The organism is Defluviimonas sp. D31, assembly GCF_033436765.1.
In the GTDB taxonomy this organism is placed as follows: Bacteria; Pseudomonadota; Alphaproteobacteria; order Rhodobacterales; family Rhodobacteraceae; genus Albidovulum.
The window spans coordinates 186,929-206,205 of sequence record NZ_JAWQFN010000006.1; the positions used below are offsets into that span (position 1 = coordinate 186,929).

Here is a 19,277-nt window from a genome sequence, read left to right on the forward strand (position 1 = left end):
AATGAAGAAGGGGCGGGGCATGCGCGTCGTATTCATGGGCACGCCGGAGTTTTCCGTCGCCGCGCTGGAGGCGGTGCATGCCGCGCATGAGGTGGTCTGCGTCTACACGCAGCCGCCGCGCCCCGCCGGTCGCGGCAAGAAGGACCGGCCGAGCCCGGTTCAGGCGCGGGCCGAGGCGCTGGGCCTGACGCTGCGTCATCCGGTGAACCTGAAGGGGGCGGACGCGCAGGCGGAGTTCGCAGCACTTCGGGCCGATGTCGCGGTGGTCGTGGCCTACGGGCTGATCCTGCCGCAGGCGGTGCTCGACGCGCCGGCGCAGGGATGTCTCAACATCCATGCCTCGCTCCTGCCGCGCTGGCGGGGGGCGGCGCCGATCCACCGGGCGATCATGGCGGGCGACGCCGAGACCGGCGTCTGCATCATGCGGATGGAGGCGGGGCTCGACACCGGGCCGGTGCTGCTGTGCGAGCGTACCGCGATCGGGCCGGAGGAGACGACGGCGGAGCTGCATGACCGGCTTTCGGCGATGGGGGCGCGGGCAATCGTCGAGGCATTGGCGAGGCTCGAAACGCTCGTGGCCGAGCCGCAGCCGACGGCGGGCGTGACCTATGCCGCCAAGATCGACAAGGCCGAGGCGCGGGTGGACTGGACCCGCGCGGCGGTGGAGGTCGACCGGCAGATCCGTGGCCTTTCGCCGTTTCCCGGAGCCTGGTGCGAGATCGCGGGCGAGCGGGTGAAGCTTCTGCGGTCGCGGCTGGCCGCTGGCGCGGGCGTGCCGGGCGCGGTGCTGTCGGGCTTCACCGTGGCTTGCGGGACCGGCGCTGTCGAAGTTCTCGAGGCGCAGCGCGAGGGCAAGAAGCCGATGCCGGCGGCGGAGATCCTGCGCGGGCTGACGCTTCCCGACCGGCTCGGTTGAACGGCCACGCTCGGACCTGCGGGCCGGCCGTGCTATGATCGCCCCCTGTCATGTCCCCGGGTTCCGGGTCGGAGCCCCGGGCTGACCGATAATGGGAGGGGCCGATGAAGACGACCACACGCAACCTTGCCCTCGTCTGGGCAATCCTCGTTCCGACACTCGCCTGGGCGGATGACGGTGCCGCCATCGGGGAACGCAATGCCGCGTTCGAGGCCGCGTTCAACGGCGGCGACGCGGCTGGGGTTGCCGCACTCTACTCCGCCGATGCGGTGCTCATGCCGCCCGACATGGCCATGGTGAACGGGCGCGAGGGCGCCGAAGCCCTGTGGGCGGGCTTCATCGAGGCGGGGGCCACCGATCTCGACCTGACCACGGTGACGCTCGACCTCGCGGGCGACATGGCCAACGAGATCGGGACGTTCACGCTCTCGGTTCCGGACGGAAACGGTGGCATGCAGTCCGTCGCCGGCAAGTATATCGTTATCTGGAAGCGCGACGAGGCCGGGGCCTGGAACCTTCACTGGGACATCTGGAACGCCGATCCGGCCGGTTGAGCGTCGGAAGCCGGCGCCATTCACTTCCGGCCGGCCGCGCTCCATATTGAAGTGCGTAGCGGGACGGAGGTCGGCATGGCGATTATCGGGTTGATCATCATCGGGGCGGCGGCGGGCTTTATCGCGACCCGGCTGATGGGGATCGAGGCCGATCTCGTCTCGACCGTGGCGATCGGCGTCCTTGGTGCGCTGGCCGGCGGGCTGGTGATCCGGTTCATCCTGATGGTTTCAGGCTGGCTTGGCGGCTTCGTCGGGGCCGTGCTCGGCGCGATGGCGCTGATCTGGCTGTGGCGGAGCTACGGGCCGAAGGGCCGCTAGCGGCGCGGCGGGCGCGACTTGTAGACCGGCAGGCTCCAGCCGAAGATCAGGCTCCCGGCGCGGAGCGTGAAAGTCACGCCGGCGCAGGCCAGGAGCGCGAGCCCGGTCGGCAGGAACGCTGTCGCGAGAAGCGCGGCCGCGGCGCCGGCGAAGGCGGCGGTGACGTAAAGTTCGCCCTGCTTCAGGACCAGCGGCACCTCGTTGCAGACGACGTCGCGCATCAACCCCCCGAAGCAGCCGGTCGCGACCCCCATCAGGAGCACGATCCCCCAATGCTGCCCGAGCGCCAGCGCGACGCCGGTGCCGGCCGGAACCGCGACCGCGAGCGCGCAGGCGTCGAGCCAGGTCAGCACCGTGAGCCGGCTTTCGAAGAGATGGGCGGTGAAGAATACGAGCACCGCCGCGGCGATGGCGACCGCGACGAAGGCGGGCTCGGCGACCCAGAAGATCGGATTGCGGTCGAGGATCACGTCGCGCAGCGTGCCGCCGCCGACGGCCGTCAGGCTCGCAACGAAGCCGAAGCCGACGATGTCGAGCTGCGCCCGGCTCGCCACCAGCGCGCCGGTCAGCGCGAAGATGAAGACCGAGGCGTAGTCGAGAAGCTCAAGCACCGTCATTGGCGGCCTTCTTCTTCGGCTTGAAGGGCTTCATTCCCTCCCGCGCGAGCTCGTCGGCGCGTTCGTTCTCGGGGTGGCCGGCATGGCCCTTGATCCATTCCCAGCGCACCTTGTGGCGCGCCTGCGCGGCGTCGAGCCGCTGCCAGAGATCGACGTTCTTCACCGGCTTCCTGTCGGCGGTCTTCCAGCCGTTGCGCTTCCAGCCGTGGATCCATTGGCTCACGCCGTTCTTCACATAGGCGCTGTCGGTGACGACGGTGATCGCCGAGGCGCGCGTCAGCGCCTCCAATGCCGAGATTGCCGCGAGAAGCTCCATCCGGTTGTTGGTGGTTTCCGGCTCGCCGCCGTTCAGCTCGCGGGTCCTGAGCACGGTCTCGCCGTCCTTGGCGATCATCAGGACGCCCCAGCCGCCGGGGCCGGGATTGCCGGAGCAGGCCCCGTCGGTATAGGCGAAGAGCTCAGGCATGGGCGCGAACGATGATCCAGGGGTCGGGCGTTCCGGCGAGGCCGGTCTCGATGCCCTCGTCGGTGCCGGTGACGGTGAAACCCGCCGCCGCGAGCAGGCCGAGAAGCTCGTCGCGGCCGACATAGGTGTAGAACCGGTCGAGCGCGTCGCGGCCCTCGCCGGTTCCGGTCTTCATGCCGATATGGAGGAGGCCACCCGGTGTCAGCGCCCGGTGCAGCGCGGCGAGGTGGCGCGGCAGGTCGGCGCGCGGCGCGTGGAGCAGCGAGAAGTTCGCCCAGATGCCGTCATAGGCGGCCTGCGCTTCAATCTCGTCGAAGGTTGCCAGCCGGGCGCCGATCGCGTGGCGCGCGTTGGCGAGCGCGACCATCGCCGGGGCGGCGTCGACCGGATCCGGAATAAGGCCGGCCGCGCGCATGAAGGCCGAGGCATCGGCCGGGCCGCAGCCGAGGTCGAGCACCCACGCGCCCTTCGGAAGCGCGGCGATGAAGCCTACGAGGTGCCGGTCGGGCCGGTCCGCGGCGAACCGTGCGGCATAGTCCGCAGCCTTCGCCTCGTAGACCGCGATGGTGCGTTCGTCGGCGCTCATGCCTGCTCCCGCAGCACGCGCGGCACCTTGAACTCGACACGCTCGCGCGCGGTTTCCACGAGTTCCACGGTCACGTCGAAATGGTCGCGAAAGGCGTCGATCACCTCGTTCACCAGAACTTCCGGCGCCGAGGCGCCCGCGGTCACGCCGACCGCGCGGATCCCGGCGAGCGCGCGCCAGTCGATGTCGGTGGCGCGCTGGACGAGCTGGGCATAGGCGCAGCCCGCGGCGCGGCCGACCTCCACGAGGCGCTTGGAATTGGAGGAGTTCGGCGCGCCGATCACCAGAAGCGCGTCGATCTTCGCGGCAATCGCCTTCACCGCCTCCTGGCGATTGGTCGTGGCGTAGCAGATGTCCTCCTTGTGCGGCCCGACGATGGCGGGGAACCGCGCCTTCAAGGCCGCGACGATGCCGGCGGTGTCATCGACCGAGAGTGTCGTCTGGGTGATGAAGGCGAGCCTTTCGGGATCGCGCGGCGCGATCCCTGCCACGTCCGCGACCGTCTCGACCAGCAGCACCTCGCCCTCGGGAAGCTGGCCCATCGTGCCGAGTGTCTCGGGATGGCCCTCATGGCCGATCATCACCATCTGGAGCCCGTTCTGGAAATGCCGTTCGGCCTCGATATGGACCTTGGAGACCAGCGGGCAGGTGGCATCGACGAAAGTCATCGCGCGCCGCTCGGCCTCGGCCGGGACCGATTTCGGCACGCCGTGGGCGGAGAAGATCACCGGGCGGTCGGCGGGGCAGTCGTCAAGTTCCTCGACGAAGACAGCGCCCTTGGCGCGGAGCCCGTCGACGACGAACTTGTTGTGCACGATCTCGTGGCGCACATAGACCGGCGCACCCCATTTCTCGAGCGCCATCTCGACGATCTTGATCGCGCGGTCGACGCCCGCGCAGAAGCCGCGCGGCGCGGCGAGGTAGAGGGTGAGGGGCTCGGGCATGGCAGGGTCCGCAACTCGACGTGCGCCACAGACCTATGCGGCCCGGCGTCTCGCGTCCAGCCCCGGAAAGGCGAAACCGGGGCGCGGAGGCCCCGGTTCCGGTCTCAGCCGTTGGTTGCGGTCGCTTCCTCGCGCTCGAAGCGGGTCTCGCGCGGGGGGCGGCCGATCACCTCGCGGAGCGCGTCGAGCTCGATGAAGTTGTCGGCCTGACGGCGCAGCTCGTCAGCGATCATCGGCGGCTGCGAGCGGATCGTCGAGACGACAGAGACCCGCACGCCCTGGCGCTGCAGGCTCTCGACCAACGGCCGGAAGTCGCCGTCGCCCGAGAACAGCACGATATGATCGACGCGCGGCGCAAGCTCCATCGCATCGACCGTGAGTTCGATGTCCATGTTGCCCTTGACCTTCCGCCGGCCCTGGCTGTCGGTGTATTCCTTCGCGGGCTTCGTCACCATGGTGAAGCCGTTGTAGTGAAGCCAGTCGACGAGTGGCCTGATCGGAGAGTAGTCGTCGTTCTCGAGAAGTGCGGTGTAGTAGAATGCGCGCAACAACTTGCCGCGGCGCTCGAACTCCTGACGAAGGAGCTTGTAGTCGATGTCGAATCCGAGTGCTTTGGCGGCCGCGTATAGATTCGATCCGTCAATGAACAGCGCGAGCCGTTCGTCCTTGTAGAACATCAATGGGTCCTCTCAAATATCGCCGCCGATGATCCGTTAAACGTTTGGGTGGGCAAACTGGACCTACGACGACGTTCTTCCCCTTGCTTAGGACTTAGACAGAGTGACACAAAAAATGGTATCTGTCCAAAAGGATAGGCTAGCAGCAATCGCGCTCGGAGGCAACGAGCCATCGCCGTCCGGAGATCCGTCCGAAACGCTCGTTTCGGCGCTCCGCGAGATCGCCGGGCGGATCGGACCGCTCGCCGCCGTGTCGCGGTTTTTCCGCACCCCGGCCTTCCCGGCCGGTTCGGGTCCGGACTTCGTCAATGCCGCGGCAATCGTCGAAACCCGCCTCGCGGCGGAGGAGGTGCTCGCCGTGCTCCATGAGATCGAGGCGCGCCACGGCCGCGAGAGATTGCGGCGCTGGGGCGCGCGCACGCTCGACCTCGACCTGCTGTGGCTCGGCGACCGGATCGCGCCCGATCCGGAGACCCAGGCCGCCTGGGTCGGGCTGCCGCCCGAGCGTCAGCGCACCGAGGCGCCGGACCGGCTGATCCTGCCGCATCCGAGGCTTCAGGACCGCGGTTTCGTGCTGATTCCCCTCGCCGAAATCGCGCCCGGCTGGCGCCATCCGGCCACGGGGCGAAGCGTGGCGGAGATGGCAGATGCCCTGCCGGAGGCCGAGAAAGCGGAGATTTGCCCGCTTTGACGGGGAAACTTCGCTTGTCAAGGGGGAGCGGAGCGCCTAAATAGCGGGCTCCATATCTCCCAATCCGATTGGAGCTCCGAATGGCCCGCGTGACGGTTGAAGACTGCGTTGACAAGGTTCCGAACCGGTTCGAGCTGGTGATGCTCGCCGCACATCGGGCGCGCGAGATCGCTGCCGGCGCATCGCTCACGATCGACCGCGACAATGACAAGAACCCCGTCGTCTCGCTGCGCGAAATCGCCGACGAGACCCAGGCCGCGGGCGACCTGCGCGAGCGCATGATCGAGAGCCACCAGACCCAGATCGAGGTCGACGAGCCCGAGGAAGACTCGATGGCGCTGCTGATGGGCGCCGAGGTCGACCGGCCCGAGGCGGACGACATGTCGGAGGAAAAACTGCTCCGGGCGCTGATGGAAGCGCAGGGGCAGGGCTAAGCCCACTCTAGCCGAGGCGCGCGGACCGGAATGATCGATGTCGAAGACCTGATCGCGCTGGTCCGCAATTACAATCCCCGTACCAATGCCGATCTGATTCGCCGGGCCTATGACTATGGCCGGCACATGCATGACGGCCAGAAACGCCATTCCGGCGAGGATTACTTCTCGCACCCCGTGGCCGTCGCGGCGATCCTGACCGAGCAGCGCCTCGATGACGCCTCGATCGTTACCGCGCTGTTGCACGACACGATCGAGGACACCAAGTCGACCTATGCCGAGATCGAGGAGCGGTTCGGTACCGAGATCGCCGAACTGGTCGATGGTGTCACCAAGCTGACCAACCTGCAGCTTTCGTCCACGGCATCGAAGCAGTCGGAGAACTTCCGCAAGCTGTTCATGGCGATGTCCAAGGATCTGAGGGTGATCCTCGTCAAGCTCGCGGACCGGCTGCACAACATGCGCACGATCAAGTCGCTGCCGCAGGAGAAGCAGCTCCGCAAGGCGCGCGAGACGATGGACATCTTCGCGCCGCTCGCGGGCCGCATGGGCATGCAGTGGATGCGCGAGGAGCTTGAGGATCTCTCGTTCCGAGTGGTCAACCTCGAGGCGCGCTCCTCGATCATCCGGCGCTTCATTACGCTGCAGAAGGAAACCGGCGACGTGATCCACAAGATCACCGCCGATATCCGCGCCGAGTTGGAGAAGGAAGGCGTCGAGGCCGACGTCTTCGGGCGCGCCAAGAAACCCTATTCGATCTGGCGCAAGATGCAGGAAAAGCAGCTCGCCTTCTCGCGGCTGTCCGACATCTACGGCTTCCGGGTGATCTGCCGCAACGAGGCCGACTGCTACCGCATTCTCGGCGCGATCCACCGCCGCTGGCGCGCGGTGCCGGGACGGTTCAAGGACTACATCAGCCAGCCGAAGTCGAACGGCTACCGCTCGATCCATACCACGGTCTCGGGTCGCGACGGCAAGCGCGTTGAGGTGCAGATCCGCACCCGCCAGATGCACGAGGTCGCCGAGGCCGGCGTCGCGGCGCACTGGTCCTACCGCGACGGCGAGCGGGCGCGGAACCCGTTCGCGGTCGATCCGGCGAAGTGGATCGCCTCGCTGACCGAACGCTTCGACACCGGCGAGGACCACGACGAGTTTCTCGAGAACGTGAAGCTCGAGATGTATTCCGACCAGGTCTTCTGCTTCACGCCGAAGGGCGACGTGGTCCAGCTGCCGAAGGGCGCGACGCCGATCGACTTCGCCTATTCGATCCATACGAGGATCGGCAATTCGACCGTCGGCGCCAAGGTGGACGGCATCAGGGTGCCGCTCTGGACCCGGCTCAAGAACGGCCAGTCGGTCGAGATCATCACCGCCACTGGCCAGCGCCCGCAGGCGACCTGGATCGACATTGTGGTGACCGGGCGCGCCAAGTCGGCGATCCGCCGCAGCCTGCGCGAAGAGGACCGCGAGCGGTTCGTCAAGCTCGGCCAGGAACTCGCGCGCGTCGCCTTCGAGCATCACGGCCGCAAGGCCACCGAAAAGGCGCTCAGGACCGCGGCGAAGACGCTCGGGCTCTCCGACGAAACGGAGGTGCTGGCGCGGCTCGGCAGCGCCGAACTGACCGCGCGCGAGGTCATCGAGGCGATCTACCCCGAGCTTGCCACCCAGCCGGTGGAGGAGGTCGACGCCCGCCGCCCGGTCGTGGGCCTGATGGCCGACCAGTCATTCCGCCGCGCCAATTGCTGCCAGCCGGTGCCGGGCGAGCGCATCGTCGGCATCACCTATCGCGGTCAGGGCGTCGTCGTCCATGCGATCGACTGTCCTGCGCTCGCCGAGTTCGAGGAGCAGCCCGCGCGCTGGGTCGACTTGCGCTGGCATTCGGGCCGCCATGCCCCAGTCCATTCCGTCAGCCTCAACCTCACGATCGCCAACGACGCCGGGGTGCTCGGGCGCATCTGCACCTTGATCGGCGAGCAGAAGGCCAATATCTCCGATCTGACTTTCGTCGACAGAAAGCCGGATTTTTACCGTCTTATTGTGGAAGTCGATCTAAGGGATGCCGAGCATCTGCACATGGTGCTGACGGCACTGGAGGCGGAGAGCGACGTCGCGCAGGTGGAGCGTTACCGCGACCTCGGTCGCAAGCCCTGAGGGGCGGAAGGGAAACGGGAATTGGTCTTCAAGCGCCGCAATCCGAGGTCCTACCTCAGGATCATCGCCGAGGCCCTGTGGCCCCGTGGCGGCTGGACCCGCGCCTTCCATTACGTCAAGCACCGTGTCCGCCGCCTGCCCGACCGCGCCGACCGGATCGCGCGCGGCGTCGGCGCCGGGGTCTTCATCAGCTTCACGCCGCTCTTTGGGCTCCACTTCATCGGCGCGGCGCTCGCAGCCAAGGCGGTCAGGGGCAACATCCTCGCGGCGCTCCTCGGCACCTTCTTCGGCAACCCGCTGACCTTCCCGTTCATCGCCTTCATGTCGATGAAGCTCGGCCATCTGATCCTCGGCACCGATTTCGACGAGACGCAGCATGCGACGCTCTTCGGCAAGTTCGCCGATGCGGGCAAGGATCTGAAGCACAACTTCGTCGCGATCTTCACGCCGGAGACAACGCGCTGGCACGGGCTCTACAACTTCTGGAACGAAGTTTTCCTGCCCTATCTCGTCGGCGGCCTCCTGCCCGGCATAGTGGCGGGCGTGGTCTGCTACTACCTGTCCGAACCGCTGATCGCCGCCTATCAGAAGCATCGCCGCAAGCGGCTCAAGGACCGGTTCGAGAAGCTCAAGGCCAAGCTCCACGCCCGGGTCGAGGAGCGGCACGAGCAGGCGGAGCGGGAATCGTAACCGTTACATATCGGCCGTTCACAGCGTGGGGCCGGGCGGTCTAGTGTCGGGCAGGATCAACGAAGGGGAGGACGGCGCGTGGACCATCTGCGGCTTGGCGTGAACATCGACCATGTGGCGACCGTGCGGAACGCGCGCGGTTCGGCCTATCCCGACCCGGTGCGCGCTGCGAAACTGGCAGAGGAGGCCGGGGCCGACGGCATCACCGCGCATCTGCGCGAGGATCGCCGCCACATCACGGACGCCGATATCGAGCGGCTGATGGAGGCGCTGTCGGTGCCCTTGAACTTCGAGATGGCCGCGACCGAGGAAATGCAGCGGATCGCGCTCCGCCACCGGCCGCACGCGGTCTGCATCGTGCCCGAGAAGCGCGAGGAGCGGACCACCGAGGGCGGGCTCGAGGTCGCGCGCGAGGAAAACCGGCTCGCGCATTTCATCGCGCCCCTGGCCGAGGCCGGCTGCCGCGTCTCGATCTTCATCGCCGCCGACGCTGCCCAGATCGAGGCCGCCCACCGGATCGGCGCCGCGGTCGTGGAGCTTCACACCGGCGCCTATTGCGACTTCCACGCCGAGGGGAAGTTCGCCGAGCGCGATGCCGAGCTGGCGCGGCTTCGCGAGATGTCGGCCTTGGCCCATTCGCTCGGGCTCGAGGTCCATGCCGGCCACGGGTTGACCTTCGACACCGTTGGGCCGGTCGCGGCCTTCCCCGAGGTGCGGGAGCTCAACATTGGTCATTTCCTCATCGGCGAGGCGATCTTCAGCGGCCTCAAGCCCGCGATCGCGGAGATGCGCCGCCTGATGGACGCGGCGCGGCCCGCGGCATGAAGGCCGTCTGGTACGAGGCGTTCGGCCCCGCGGCCGAGGTGCTGACGGTCGGCACGCTGCCCGATCCCCTGCCGGGGCCGGGCGAGGTTCTGGTGCGGCTTCGTGCCTCTGGTGTGAACCCTTCGGACGTGAAGCTCCGCGCCGGCGCGCGGGCGGGCGCGGTCATGGCCTGGCCGAAGATCGTGCCGCATTCGGATGGCGCCGGCGTGATCGAGGCCGTGGGGGCGGGCGTCGATACCGCCCGGATCGGCGAGCGGGTCTGGATCTGGAACGGCGGCTGGCAGCGGCAATACGGCACCGCGGCCGAACTGATCGCACTTCCGGCCGACCAGGCGGTGCGGCTGCCCGAGGCGGCGGATTTCGCCGAGGGCGCCTGCCTCGGCATCCCCGCCATGACCGCCTGGCACGCGGTCTTTGCCGACGGCCCGGTCACGGGCAAGACGGTCCTCGTCACCGGCGGCGCGGGCACCGTGGGACGCTATGCCTGCCAGATGGCCGCGCTCGGAGGCGCACGGGTGATCGCGACCGTCTCGTCCGCCGGAAAGGCCGCGCATTCGACCGCCGGTGAATGGGTCAACTACCGCGACGCCGATGTTGCAGAAGCGGTGAGGGGGATGACGGGCGGCGAAGGCGTCGACCGCATCGTCGAGGTCGATTTCGCCGCCAACCAGGCGGCGTCGCTTGCGCTCCTGAAGCCCGGCGGCGTGATCGCGACCTATGCCTCGGCCTCCCAGATGAGGCCCGTGCTCGACTTCTACCCGTTCATGTTCAAGAACATCACCCTGCGCATGATCCTCGTCTATCTCCTCGATCCCGCGACGCGGCGCAGGGGCGAGGCGCAGCTCACCGAATGGCTCGCCAATCGCGCGCTGTCCCACGCGGTGGTACCCGGCGGCGGGCTAGAGGATTGCGCCGCCGCGCACGAGACGGTCGAGGCGGGCACGAAGCTCGGCACCGTGGTGATGGAGTGGGGCGGATGATCCTCGGCATCGGCACGGATCTCGCCAATATCGACCGCATCCAGGCCACGCTCGACCGCTTCGGCGAGCGGTTCCTGAACCGCGTCTTCACCGAGGTCGAACAGCGAAAGGCCGAGCGACGAATGGATCGCGCCGGCACCTATGCGAAGCGCTGGGCGGCGAAGGAGGCCTGCTCCAAGGCGCTCGGCACCGGGCTTCGGATGGGGATCTCGTGGAGGGACATGGGCGTGTCGAACCTTCCGACCGGCCAGCCGGTGATGCACCTGACCGGCTGGGCCGCCGAGCGGCTCACCGAGATGACACCGCCGGGCCACGAGGCGATCGTTCACGTCACGCTGACCGACGACCACCCCTGGGCGCAGGCCTTCGTGGTGATCGAGGCTCGGCCCGCAGCGGGCGAAACTTGACACCTTCCGCGCGGGCGATCATGTAGCGCGGGGCCAAAACAGGGACAGGCAGGATCATGGCGGCGAAGGCGAAGGCGACCGAGGGTGTCGTCGAAACGATCAAGACGGTATTCTGGGCGCTCGTAATCGCGGGCGTGTTTCGCACGCTCTTCTACCAGCCGTTCTGGATCCCCTCCGGTTCCATGAAGGATACGCTCCTGATCGGCGACTTCCTCTTTGTCAACAAGATGGCCTATGGCTACTCGGCCTATTCCTGCCCCTTCTCCGCCTGCCCCATCTCGGGCCGCCTCTTCGGATCGGAGCCCGAGCGCGGCGATGTCGTGGTCTTCCGCCACCCCGCGAACGGCTCGGACTTCATAAAGCGGCTGATCGGGCTTCCGGGCGATACCGTGCAGATGAAGGACGGCGTCCTTTGGCTGAACGGCGAACCCGTGCCGCAGCAGGATGGCGGCACCTTCGAGGAGATCAAGCAGCCGCAGGGCTCGCAGGGCAACATGCCGCAATGCGCCAACGACCCGGTCGGCCAGGGCGGCACCTGCATCAAGGAGCGCCGGATCGAGACGCTGCCGAACGGTGTAAGCCACAATATCCTCAACATCCGCGACGGGGCGGCGGACAACACGCCGATCTTCACCGTGCCCGAGGGCCATTACTTCTTCATGGGCGACAACCGCGACAACAGCCAGGACAGCCGCTTCGCGCTGCCGAACGGGGTGGGCTTCCTGCCCGCCGAATACCTGATCGGCCGCGCCGACCGGATCATGTTCTCCTCGGCCGGCCGCTCGCTCTTCTTCTTCTGGACCTGGCGGTCCGATCGCTTCTTCAAGGCGGTGGAGTGAGGCTCGGGGCCGACCTCCAGGCTTTCGCGGCCCGAATCGGGCACGGATTCGCGCGCCCCGACCTTCTGGTGCGCGCCGTCACCCATGCCTCGATCGCGACGCCGACCCGACCCGACAACCAGCGGCTGGAGTTTCTCGGCGACCGGGTGCTCGGCCTCGTCATGGCCGAGGCGCTGCTGGCGGCCGACAGGGCGGCGAGCGAGGGCCAGCTTGCCCCCCGCTTCAACACGCTAGTGCGCAAGGAGACCTGTGCCGCGGTCGCGCGCGAGGTCGGCGTCGGCGACGTCCTGAAGCTTGGCCGGTCCGAGATGATGTCGGGCGGCCGGCGCAAGGAGGCGCTCCTTGGCGACGCAATGGAGGCGGTGATCGCCGCGGTCTATCTCGATGCTGGCTTCGAGGCGGCGCGCGGCGTTGTGCTCAGACTTTGGGGCAGTCGCATCGGCGCGGTCGAGGCCGATGCCCGCGACGCCAAGACGGCGCTGCAGGAATGGGCCCAGGCGCGCGGCCTTCCACCGCCCGCCTATACCGAGCTCGGCCGCGAGGGGCCGGATCACCAGCCCGTCTTCACCGTCGAGGTGCGGCTTTCGACGGGCGAGGCCGAGATCGCGAAGGCCGGGGCGAAACGGCAGGCCGAACAGGCCGCGGCAAAGGCGCTTCTGGCGCGGATGGAGAACCCGAATGGCTGAGGCCGAACCCACAACCCGCGCGGGCTTCGTCGCGCTGATCGGCGAGCCGAATGCCGGCAAGTCGACGCTGCTCAATCGCATGGTCGGGGCCAAGGTCTCGATCGTCACCCACAAGGTGCAGACCACGCGCACCCGGATCCGCGGCATCGCGATGGAGGGCGACGCGCAGATCGTCTTCGTCGACACGCCGGGCCTCTTCCGGCCGCGCCGCAGGCTCGACCGGGCGATGGTCGCCGCCGCCTGGGGCGGGGCTGCGGATGCAGATATCGTCGTTCTCCTGATCGAGGCGCACCGCGGGCTGACGCCGGGCGTGCAAGCCATTCTCGACACGCTCCGCGAACGGATGGGCGAGGGCCAGCGCGTGGCGCTCGCGATCAACAAGATCGACCGGGTCAAGGCCGAGGCGCTGCTGGCGCTGGTGCAGAAGCTCAACGACGCCTATCCGTTCGAGAAGACCTTCATGATCTCGGCCGAGCGCGGTCACGGGGTCGATGACCTGAAGGCCTGGCTCGGCGCCGAGCTGCCGACGGGCCCGTGGTTCTACCCCGAGGACCAGATCGCCGACCTGCCGATGCGGATGATCGCCGCCGAGGTCACGCGCGAGAAGCTGACCTTGCGGCTTCACGAGGAACTGCCCTACCAGCTCACGGTCGAGACCGAACGCTGGGAGGAGCGCGAGGATGGTTCTGCCCGGATCGACCAGATCGTCTATGTCGCCCGCGACGGCCACAAGGGCATCATCCTTGGCCACAAGGGCGAGACGATCAAGGCGGTGGGACAGGCGGCGCGGGCCGAGCTCATGGAGTTCCTCGGTCGGCCGGTCCACCTCTTCCTCCAGGTCAAGGTGCGCCCGAACTGGCTCGAGGAGAAGGAGCGCTATTCCGAGATGGGGCTCGAGTTCAAGGATGGCGACTGAGCCGCGGCTGACCGCGGATTTCTGGGTCCGCGCCTATCTCGCGCGGCTCGGCGCGGCGCATATCCCGGCCTATGTCACCGCGAAGGGCGATCCGACGGCAGGTGCCGTTCTGGTCAAGCTCGCGACGCTCGACGGTAACGGCCGGCTCTACCAGCGCAGCTTCGACCTGATGACGGGCGCCCGCGCCTGGGTCGTGCTCGCCGAGGGGCCCGAGACCGAGGTCGATGCCGCCATCGCCCGCCAGCGTCGCACGGATCCCGACCTCTGGGTGATCGAGATAGAGAGCCGCGCGGGGCGCACGCTCCTCGACGAGGACGGGCTCGCGAACTGATCCCGCTCCTTCATCTTGCCGCAAGTTTCCGGGCGGCAGCGCCCCCGGCGCGACATGGACATTCGCACGACGCCCGGGGATAGTTCTCGCAGGCTGACGGGAGGGGCGATGGACTGGCGGGACGAGGGCGCTTTGCTGTCCGTGCGCGGGCACGGCGAGAGCGCGGCGATCATCGAGGTCTTCACCGCCGGGCACGGCCGCCATGCCGGCGTTGTGCGCGGCGGCGCCTCGCGCCGGCTCGCGCCGGTGCTGCAGCCCGGCGCCCAGATCGACGTGACTTGGCGCGGCCGCCTCGAGGAGCATATCGGCACCTTCACCGTCGAGCCGCTGCGGTCGCGCACCGGCCTCCTCGGCGACCGGCTGGCGCTGGCCGGGCTCAACTCGGTTTGCGCGCTCCTGCGCTTCGCGCTTCCGGAACGCGAGGCGCATCCCGGTCTATATGCCGCCTCGGTGGCACTTCTCGACCGCCTCGGCGCCGAGCCGGACTGGGTGCTTTCCTACCTGCGCTGGGAACTCCTGTTGCTCGAGGATCTCGGCTACGGACTCGACCTCGGCAGCTGCGCCGTGACCGGCAGCCGCGAGGACCTCGCCTATGTCAGCCCGAAATCGGGCCGCGCGGTGGCGCGGGCGGCGGCGGGGGAATGGGCCGATCGCCTGCTGCCGCTGCCGGCCTGCCTGCTCGGTCAGGGCGGGGCCACGCCGGAAGAGTTGGGTCAAGGGCTGCGTCTCACCGGCCATTTCCTCGAACACCACCTCGCCCACGACCTCGGCACGAGACCCTTGCCCGAGGCGCGGCGGCGTTTCGTGCAAATGCTGGGCCGTCAGGGCTGAACCCTCTCGAACACCATTTCCGGTCCGTCCGGGTCGGACAGGATCAACACCTCGCCCTGCACCTCGGCAAGGCTCACCCGGCCGAAGGCGGCGAAAAACCGGGTCTCCTCGGCGAGCGCGTCGCAGGCGCGTCGCGTCACGGCAAGCGCCTCGGCCTTGAACCAGGGGTAGGGCGCGCTTTGCCGCCCCGAGAAGGTATTGCAGGGCGCCTCGCCCGCCACCTGCCCGGCTTCGGGGAACCGGATAACCGCGCGCGCCGTGAAGGGCGCGCCGTCGATCTCGACCAGCCGCCAGGCCGTGTCGGTCCCGGCATAGCCCGATATCGTCTCGTCACCCTGGCAGGCGGCGAGGAGGGCAAGGGCGGCGAGGAGGGCAAGGGCGGCGGCGGAGGCGAGGCGAAGACGCATGGCGCGAGTGTTCCGACAAACCCGGCGCCGCCGCAAGCGGTTTCCGGCCCGACCGGCGGCGGAGCGACATCGGTGTCGCATTCGGTCGCGACAACAGGCCCCCGGCTGCGGCTTCTGACCCCGGAGGCTTTCCATGTTCAGTCGCAACATTCCCGACATCCTGCGCCACGCCCGGATTCCCGGCGTGAAGGGATTCGCCGTGCTGAACGGGATCGAGGCCTCGCTGCGCGGACTGTTGGTCTCGATCTGGCCGCTGGTCCTTTACCGGGCGCTCTCCGACGACGCGGCGGCGGTGAGCCTCTATTACTTCGGCATCGGTTTGAGTTCGCTCTTCTTCGGGCTGATGGTGCCGTGGATTGGCCGCTTTCTGCCGCGGCGCTGGGTCTATACCGCGGGCGTCGGCTTCTACCTGATCAGCTGCCCGCTCGCGATCGTCGGCGGACCGGTGCTGACCCCGCTTGCGCTTCTGCTCACGAGTCTCGCCACCGTGACCGTTTCCATCTGCACCAATGCCTATGTGATGGACTACATCGCCCGCCACGACCTCGGCCGCGGCGAGACGCTGAAGATGATCTATGCGGCGGTTTCATGGGCCGCCGGGCCGGTGATCGGCGTCATGCTCTGGAAATACTGGGAGCCGCTGCCGTTCCTCGCTGCGATGGGCTTCGCTGCGCTCCTGCTCGCGACCTTCTGGTACATGCGGCTCGGCAACGGCAAGCTGATCACCCGAGCCCGCGCGCCGGCCCCCAACCCGCTCGCCTATCTCGGCCGGTTTTTCCGCCAGCCGCGGCTGATCGCCGGCTGGCTCTTCGCGGTGCTGCGCTCCTCGGGCTGGTGGGTCTATATCGTCTACCTGCCGATCTTCTGCATCGAGGCGGGGCTCGGCGACCAGGTGGCGAGCGCCGCCTTCTCGGTCTCGAACACCTTCCTGTTCCTCTCGCCCCTGATGCTGCGCTGGATGCAGCGGCGCGGGCTGAAGCGGGCGATCCGGATCACCTTCGCCGCCTGCGCCGCCTGCTTCCTTCTCGCCGCCTTCGGCCAGGTCTGGCCGCCGCTCGCGGTGATCGCGCTCTTCACCTCGTCGCTCTTTCTCGTCATGCTCGACGCCTTCGGCGGCCTGCCGTTCCTGATGGCGGTGCGGCCGGCGGAGCGGACGGAGATGTCGGCGGTCTATTCGAGCTACCGCGACGTCTCCGGCATCCTCTCGCCCGGCGTCGCCTGGCTCGTGCTCTTGGCGCTGCCGATCACCGGCGTCTTCGCCGCCTGCGCCGGGGGGCTCGCCTCAATGATCGCGGTGGCCGGGCGGATCCACCCGCGCCTCGGCGAGCCGCGCGGCACGAACGCGCGTCAGCCCGCCTGAGCCCTCCGGCCGCCCTAGTCGAGCAGCCGCCGCGCGATCACCTGGGCCTGGATCTCGGCCGCGCCCTCGAAGATGTTGAGGATCCGCGCGTCACAGAGCACCCGGCTGATCCGGTATTCCAGCGCGAAGCCGTTGCCGCCGTGGATCTGCAGCGCGTTGTCCGCCGCCGCCCAGGCGACGCGGGCGCCGAGGAGCTTGGCCATCCCCGCCTCGAGGTCGCAGCGCTTGTCGTGGTCCTTCTGCCAGGCCGAGTGGTAGGTCAGCTGGCGCGCGATCATGATCTCGACCGCCATCATCGCGAGCTTGCCGGAGACGCGCGGGAACTCGATCAGGCTCTTGCCGAACTGCTTACGGTCCTCGGCATACTGCATCCCGATCTCGAGCGCCGACTGCGCCACGCCGATCGCGCGCGCGGCGGTCTGGATCCGGGCGCTCTCGAAGGTCTGCATGAGCTGCTTGAAGCCCTGTCCCGGCACGCCGCCGAGAAGGTTCTCGCCCTTCACCCTGAAGCCGTCGAAGCCGAGCTCGTATTCCTTCATGCCGCGGTAGCCAAGGACCTCGATCTCGCCGCCGGTCATGCCCGGCGTCGGGAACGGCGCCTCGTCAGTGCCAGGGGTCTTCTCGGCAAGGAACATGGAAAGGCCGCGATAGTCGGTCGTCGCCGGATCGGTACGCGCGAGAAGCGTCATCACATGGGTTCGCGCGGCATGGGTGATCCAGGTCTTGTTGCCGGTCACGACCCAGTCGTCGCCCTCCTTCACCGCGCGCGTTCGCAGCGACCCGAGGTCTGAGCCGGTATTGGGTTCGGTGAAGACCGCGGTCGGCAGGATCTCCCCGGAGGCGAGCTTCGGCAGCCACTCGGCCTTCTGGTCGTCGGTGCCGCCGCAAAGGATCAGTTCCGCCGCGATCTCGGAGCGCGTGCCGAGCGACCCCACGCCGATGTAGCCGCGGCTGAGTTCCTCGCTCACCACCACCATCGACGCCTTCGACAGGCCGAGCCCGCCGAATTCCTCGGGGATCGTCAGGCCGAAGACGCCAAGATCGGCAAGCTCGGTGATGATCTCCATCGGAATGAGCTCGTCCTTGAGGTGCCAGTCATGCGCGTTCGGCACCACCCGTTCCTCGGCATAGCGGCGGAACTGGTCGCGGATCATCTCCAGATCCTCGTCGAGCCCGGTCGCTCCGAAGGTCGCCCGGCCGTGATTGTCGCGCATGAGCTGGACGAGCCGCGCCCGCGCCGCCGCGGTGTTGCCGCCCGCGATCAGCGTCGCCGCCGCGCCCTCCGGCGCCCAGGACAGCCCGAGATCGGCGAGCCGCGCGGTCTCGCCCTGGCTCATCGGGATGCCGCCGGCGATCTGCGCGAGGTATTCGCCGAAGCCGATCTGCAGGATCAGCGACTCCATCTCGCCGAAGCCGCCCGCCGCCGATATCCGCCCCGCCCAGGCCCGCATCTGCCTGAGCGATTCGACGTAAGTTGCCAGCCACGAAAGCGCGTGGGCGGCGAACTGGTGGGTCTCGAGTGCCGCGCCGGACACCTTGCCTTCGCGGCTGACGCGGGCGCGCAATCCGGCGGTGGCCTCGGACAGAAGCGCCTCTACCGGCGGCAGCGCCGCCTCGGTCAGGTCGAGGAGGTCGGGAAGGGTCACGGCGTTCGGCATCTCAACTCCGTCATGCGCCATCGGGCGGCTCCTTTTCTGCAGTTGCACCCTCATAGGGATTTTGCAGTCGCAGCGCAATAATAATTCGCGAACGATGCAGGTGCAGCACGAAAGTGTCGCGGACGAAATCCGGATGCGGGGTCCGCCGCGACACGGTATAGCAGCCCGAGGAGGGCCCCGGCGCCATGATCGGATACGACCTGACCGTACTCGCCATGGCGCTCGCCGTGACGCTCTTCGCCGCCGTCGTCAAGGGCGCGGTCGGCTTCGCGATGCCGATGATCATGATCTCCGGCCTCGCCTCCTTCCTGCCCGCCGACACCGCGCTCGCGGCGCTGATCCTGCCGACCTTGGCGACCAATCTCGCCCAGGCCTTGCGCCAAGGGCCGGGCGCCGCCATCGCGACCACGGTCGAGTACCACCGCCTGCTGATCGCGCTCTGCCTCGTGATCCTCGTCGCGGCGCAGCTTGTACCGGTGATGCCGCAGGCGATCCTGCTCGCCACGCTCGGCCTGCCGATCACCGCCTTCGCCCTGACCCAGCTCGCCGGCTGGCAGCTCCGATTCGACGCCCACAACCGCGGCCGGGCCGAGATCCTGACCGGCCTCGTCGGCGGCTTCTTCGGCGGCATCTCCGGGGTCTGGGGGCCGCCGACGATCGCGCTCCTCCTCTCGCTCGACATCGACAAGCGCGAGAATGTGCGGGTGCAGGGCGTGGTCTACCTGATCGGCTCGGCGATGCTTCTGGTGGCGCATCTCGGCTCGGGCGTGGCCAATGCGACGACGCTGACGCTCTCGGCCCTGCTGACGCCACCGGCGCTCGCCGGTCTCTGGCTCGGCTTCGCCATCCAGGACCGGCTCGACGCGCGCCGGTTCCGGCGCTGGACGCTCGTCGTGCTCGCGGCGACCGGGCTCAACCTCGTCCGCCGCGCGCTGACGCTCTGATCTTCTTCATTGCCGAAATACCCCGGGGGTGTGGGGGCAGCGCCCCCCC

The 19,277-nt window shown here is 68.4% G+C and carries 24 protein-coding genes; 17 read left to right on the forward strand and 7 right to left on the reverse strand.

The genetic code is table 11. From position 1 onward, the window contains the following. Window positions 1-19: 19 nt before the first annotated feature. The 3 genes from fmt to R5H32_RS12855 all read left to right on the forward strand — a co-directional run bounded on the left by fmt (window position 20) and on the right by R5H32_RS12855 (window position 1,788). Window positions 20-916, forward strand: coding sequence for a methionyl-tRNA formyltransferase (fmt, locus tag R5H32_RS12845; protein ID WP_318339080.1), 897 nt, complete (start codon window positions 20-22; stop codon window positions 914-916). Window positions 917-1,020: 104 nt separating this feature from the next. Then, a complete protein-coding gene (locus R5H32_RS12850) occupies window positions 1,021-1,470 on the forward strand; it encodes a YybH family protein (RefSeq protein WP_263335879.1) in 450 nt (149 codons plus the stop codon). 75 nt (window positions 1,471-1,545) lie between these two features. Then, window positions 1,546-1,788, forward strand: a complete 243-nt coding sequence (locus R5H32_RS12855; RefSeq protein ID WP_318339081.1) for a GlsB/YeaQ/YmgE family stress response membrane protein — start codon at window positions 1,546-1,548, stop codon at window positions 1,786-1,788. On the opposite strand, the gene R5H32_RS12860 is transcribed toward R5H32_RS12855, so the two are convergent. The 5 genes from R5H32_RS12860 to R5H32_RS12880 form a co-directional block, all read right to left on the reverse strand. Further along, a complete protein-coding gene (locus tag R5H32_RS12860; RefSeq protein WP_318339082.1) occupies window positions 1,785-2,405 on the reverse strand; it encodes a trimeric intracellular cation channel family protein in 621 nt (206 codons plus the stop codon). The genes R5H32_RS12855 and R5H32_RS12860 overlap by 4 nt on opposite strands. Then, window positions 2,392-2,871, reverse strand: coding sequence for a ribonuclease HI (rnhA, locus tag R5H32_RS12865; protein ID WP_318339083.1), 480 nt, complete (start codon window positions 2,869-2,871; stop codon window positions 2,392-2,394). Before rnhA ends, R5H32_RS12860 begins: the two co-directional genes overlap by 14 nt. Next, on the reverse strand, window positions 2,864-3,457 hold the full coding sequence (locus tag R5H32_RS12870; protein ID WP_318339084.1) for a class I SAM-dependent methyltransferase: 594 nt from the start codon (window positions 3,455-3,457) through the stop codon (window positions 2,864-2,866). Before R5H32_RS12870 ends, rnhA begins: the two co-directional genes overlap by 8 nt. Beyond that, window positions 3,454-4,401 carry a 4-hydroxy-3-methylbut-2-enyl diphosphate reductase gene (gene ispH / locus R5H32_RS12875; RefSeq protein WP_318339085.1) on the reverse strand — a complete coding sequence of 316 codons (948 nt, stop codon included), beginning with the start codon at window positions 4,399-4,401 and terminating at the stop codon, window positions 3,454-3,456. Before ispH ends, R5H32_RS12870 begins: the two co-directional genes overlap by 4 nt. 104 nt (window positions 4,402-4,505) lie before the next feature. Continuing rightward, complete coding sequence (locus tag R5H32_RS12880) at window positions 4,506-5,078, reverse strand: NYN domain-containing protein (RefSeq protein ID WP_318339086.1); 573 nt, start codon at window positions 5,076-5,078, stop codon at window positions 4,506-4,508. A 115-nt stretch (window positions 5,079-5,193) separates the two neighbouring features. On the opposite strand from R5H32_RS12880, the gene folK reads away from it, so the two are divergent. The 12 genes from folK to recO all read left to right on the forward strand — a co-directional run bounded on the left by folK (window position 5,194) and on the right by recO (window position 14,859). Then, the gene (gene folK / locus R5H32_RS12885) at window positions 5,194-5,769 is read left to right on the forward strand and encodes a 2-amino-4-hydroxy-6-hydroxymethyldihydropteridine diphosphokinase (RefSeq protein WP_318339087.1); all 576 of its coding nucleotides are present in this window, start codon (window positions 5,194-5,196) and stop codon (window positions 5,767-5,769) included. Between the two features lie 80 nt (window positions 5,770-5,849). After that, the gene (rpoZ, locus tag R5H32_RS12890) at window positions 5,850-6,203 is read left to right on the forward strand and encodes a DNA-directed RNA polymerase subunit omega (protein ID WP_318339088.1); all 354 of its coding nucleotides are present in this window, start codon (window positions 5,850-5,852) and stop codon (window positions 6,201-6,203) included. 30 nt (window positions 6,204-6,233) lie between these two features. Beyond that, a complete protein-coding gene (locus tag R5H32_RS12895) occupies window positions 6,234-8,354 on the forward strand; it encodes a bifunctional (p)ppGpp synthetase/guanosine-3',5'-bis(diphosphate) 3'-pyrophosphohydrolase (protein WP_318339089.1) in 2,121 nt (706 codons plus the stop codon). Window positions 8,355-8,375: 21 nt separating this feature from the next. After that, a complete protein-coding gene (locus R5H32_RS12900) occupies window positions 8,376-9,044 on the forward strand; it encodes a DUF2062 domain-containing protein (protein ID WP_318339090.1) in 669 nt (222 codons plus the stop codon). Window positions 9,045-9,122: 78 nt separating this feature from the next. Next, window positions 9,123-9,869 carry a pyridoxine 5'-phosphate synthase gene (locus R5H32_RS12905; protein ID WP_318339091.1) on the forward strand — a complete coding sequence of 249 codons (747 nt, stop codon included), beginning with the start codon at window positions 9,123-9,125 and terminating at the stop codon, window positions 9,867-9,869. Beyond that, complete coding sequence (locus R5H32_RS12910; protein ID WP_318339092.1) at window positions 9,866-10,849, forward strand: NADPH:quinone reductase; 984 nt, start codon at window positions 9,866-9,868, stop codon at window positions 10,847-10,849. Before R5H32_RS12905 ends, R5H32_RS12910 begins: the two co-directional genes overlap by 4 nt. Further along, the gene (gene acpS / locus R5H32_RS12915; RefSeq protein ID WP_318339093.1) at window positions 10,846-11,256 is read left to right on the forward strand and encodes a holo-ACP synthase; all 411 of its coding nucleotides are present in this window, start codon (window positions 10,846-10,848) and stop codon (window positions 11,254-11,256) included. The genes R5H32_RS12910 and acpS overlap by 4 nt, the downstream gene beginning before the upstream one ends. A gap of 56 nt (window positions 11,257-11,312) precedes the next feature. Next, window positions 11,313-12,095, forward strand: coding sequence for a signal peptidase I (gene lepB, locus R5H32_RS12920; protein WP_318339094.1), 783 nt, complete (start codon window positions 11,313-11,315; stop codon window positions 12,093-12,095). Next, on the forward strand, window positions 12,092-12,781 hold the full coding sequence (rnc, locus tag R5H32_RS12925; protein WP_318339095.1) for a ribonuclease III: 690 nt from the start codon (window positions 12,092-12,094) through the stop codon (window positions 12,779-12,781). Before lepB ends, rnc begins: the two co-directional genes overlap by 4 nt. Next, window positions 12,774-13,697, forward strand: a complete 924-nt coding sequence (gene era, locus R5H32_RS12930) for a GTPase Era (protein WP_318339096.1) — start codon at window positions 12,774-12,776, stop codon at window positions 13,695-13,697. Before rnc ends, era begins: the two co-directional genes overlap by 8 nt. Beyond that, complete coding sequence (locus R5H32_RS12935) at window positions 13,687-14,028, forward strand: DUF1491 family protein (RefSeq protein ID WP_318339097.1); 342 nt, start codon at window positions 13,687-13,689, stop codon at window positions 14,026-14,028. Before era ends, R5H32_RS12935 begins: the two co-directional genes overlap by 11 nt. 108 nt (window positions 14,029-14,136) lie before the next feature. Beyond that, on the forward strand, window positions 14,137-14,859 hold the full coding sequence (gene recO / locus R5H32_RS12940) for a DNA repair protein RecO (protein WP_318339098.1): 723 nt from the start codon (window positions 14,137-14,139) through the stop codon (window positions 14,857-14,859). Here recO and R5H32_RS12945 read toward each other — a convergent pair. Beyond that, window positions 14,850-15,266, reverse strand: coding sequence for an META domain-containing protein (locus R5H32_RS12945; RefSeq protein ID WP_318339099.1), 417 nt, complete (start codon window positions 15,264-15,266; stop codon window positions 14,850-14,852). The two genes, recO and R5H32_RS12945, sit on opposite strands and share 10 nt — an antisense overlap. A gap of 133 nt (window positions 15,267-15,399) precedes the next feature. Here R5H32_RS12945 and R5H32_RS12950 point away from each other — a divergent pair, with 133 nt between their 5' ends. After that, on the forward strand, window positions 15,400-16,626 hold the full coding sequence (locus R5H32_RS12950; protein WP_318339100.1) for an MFS transporter: 1,227 nt from the start codon (window positions 15,400-15,402) through the stop codon (window positions 16,624-16,626). A 14-nt stretch (window positions 16,627-16,640) separates the two neighbouring features. On the opposite strand, the gene R5H32_RS12955 is transcribed toward R5H32_RS12950, so the two are convergent. After that, the gene (locus tag R5H32_RS12955) at window positions 16,641-18,305 is read right to left on the reverse strand and encodes an acyl-CoA dehydrogenase family protein (protein WP_318339101.1); all 1,665 of its coding nucleotides are present in this window, start codon (window positions 18,303-18,305) and stop codon (window positions 16,641-16,643) included. 164 nt (window positions 18,306-18,469) lie between these two features. Here R5H32_RS12955 and R5H32_RS12960 point away from each other — a divergent pair, with 164 nt between their 5' ends. Continuing rightward, window positions 18,470-19,228 carry a sulfite exporter TauE/SafE family protein gene (locus R5H32_RS12960; RefSeq protein WP_318339102.1) on the forward strand — a complete coding sequence of 253 codons (759 nt, stop codon included), beginning with the start codon at window positions 18,470-18,472 and terminating at the stop codon, window positions 19,226-19,228. Window positions 19,229-19,277 lie beyond the last annotated feature (49 nt).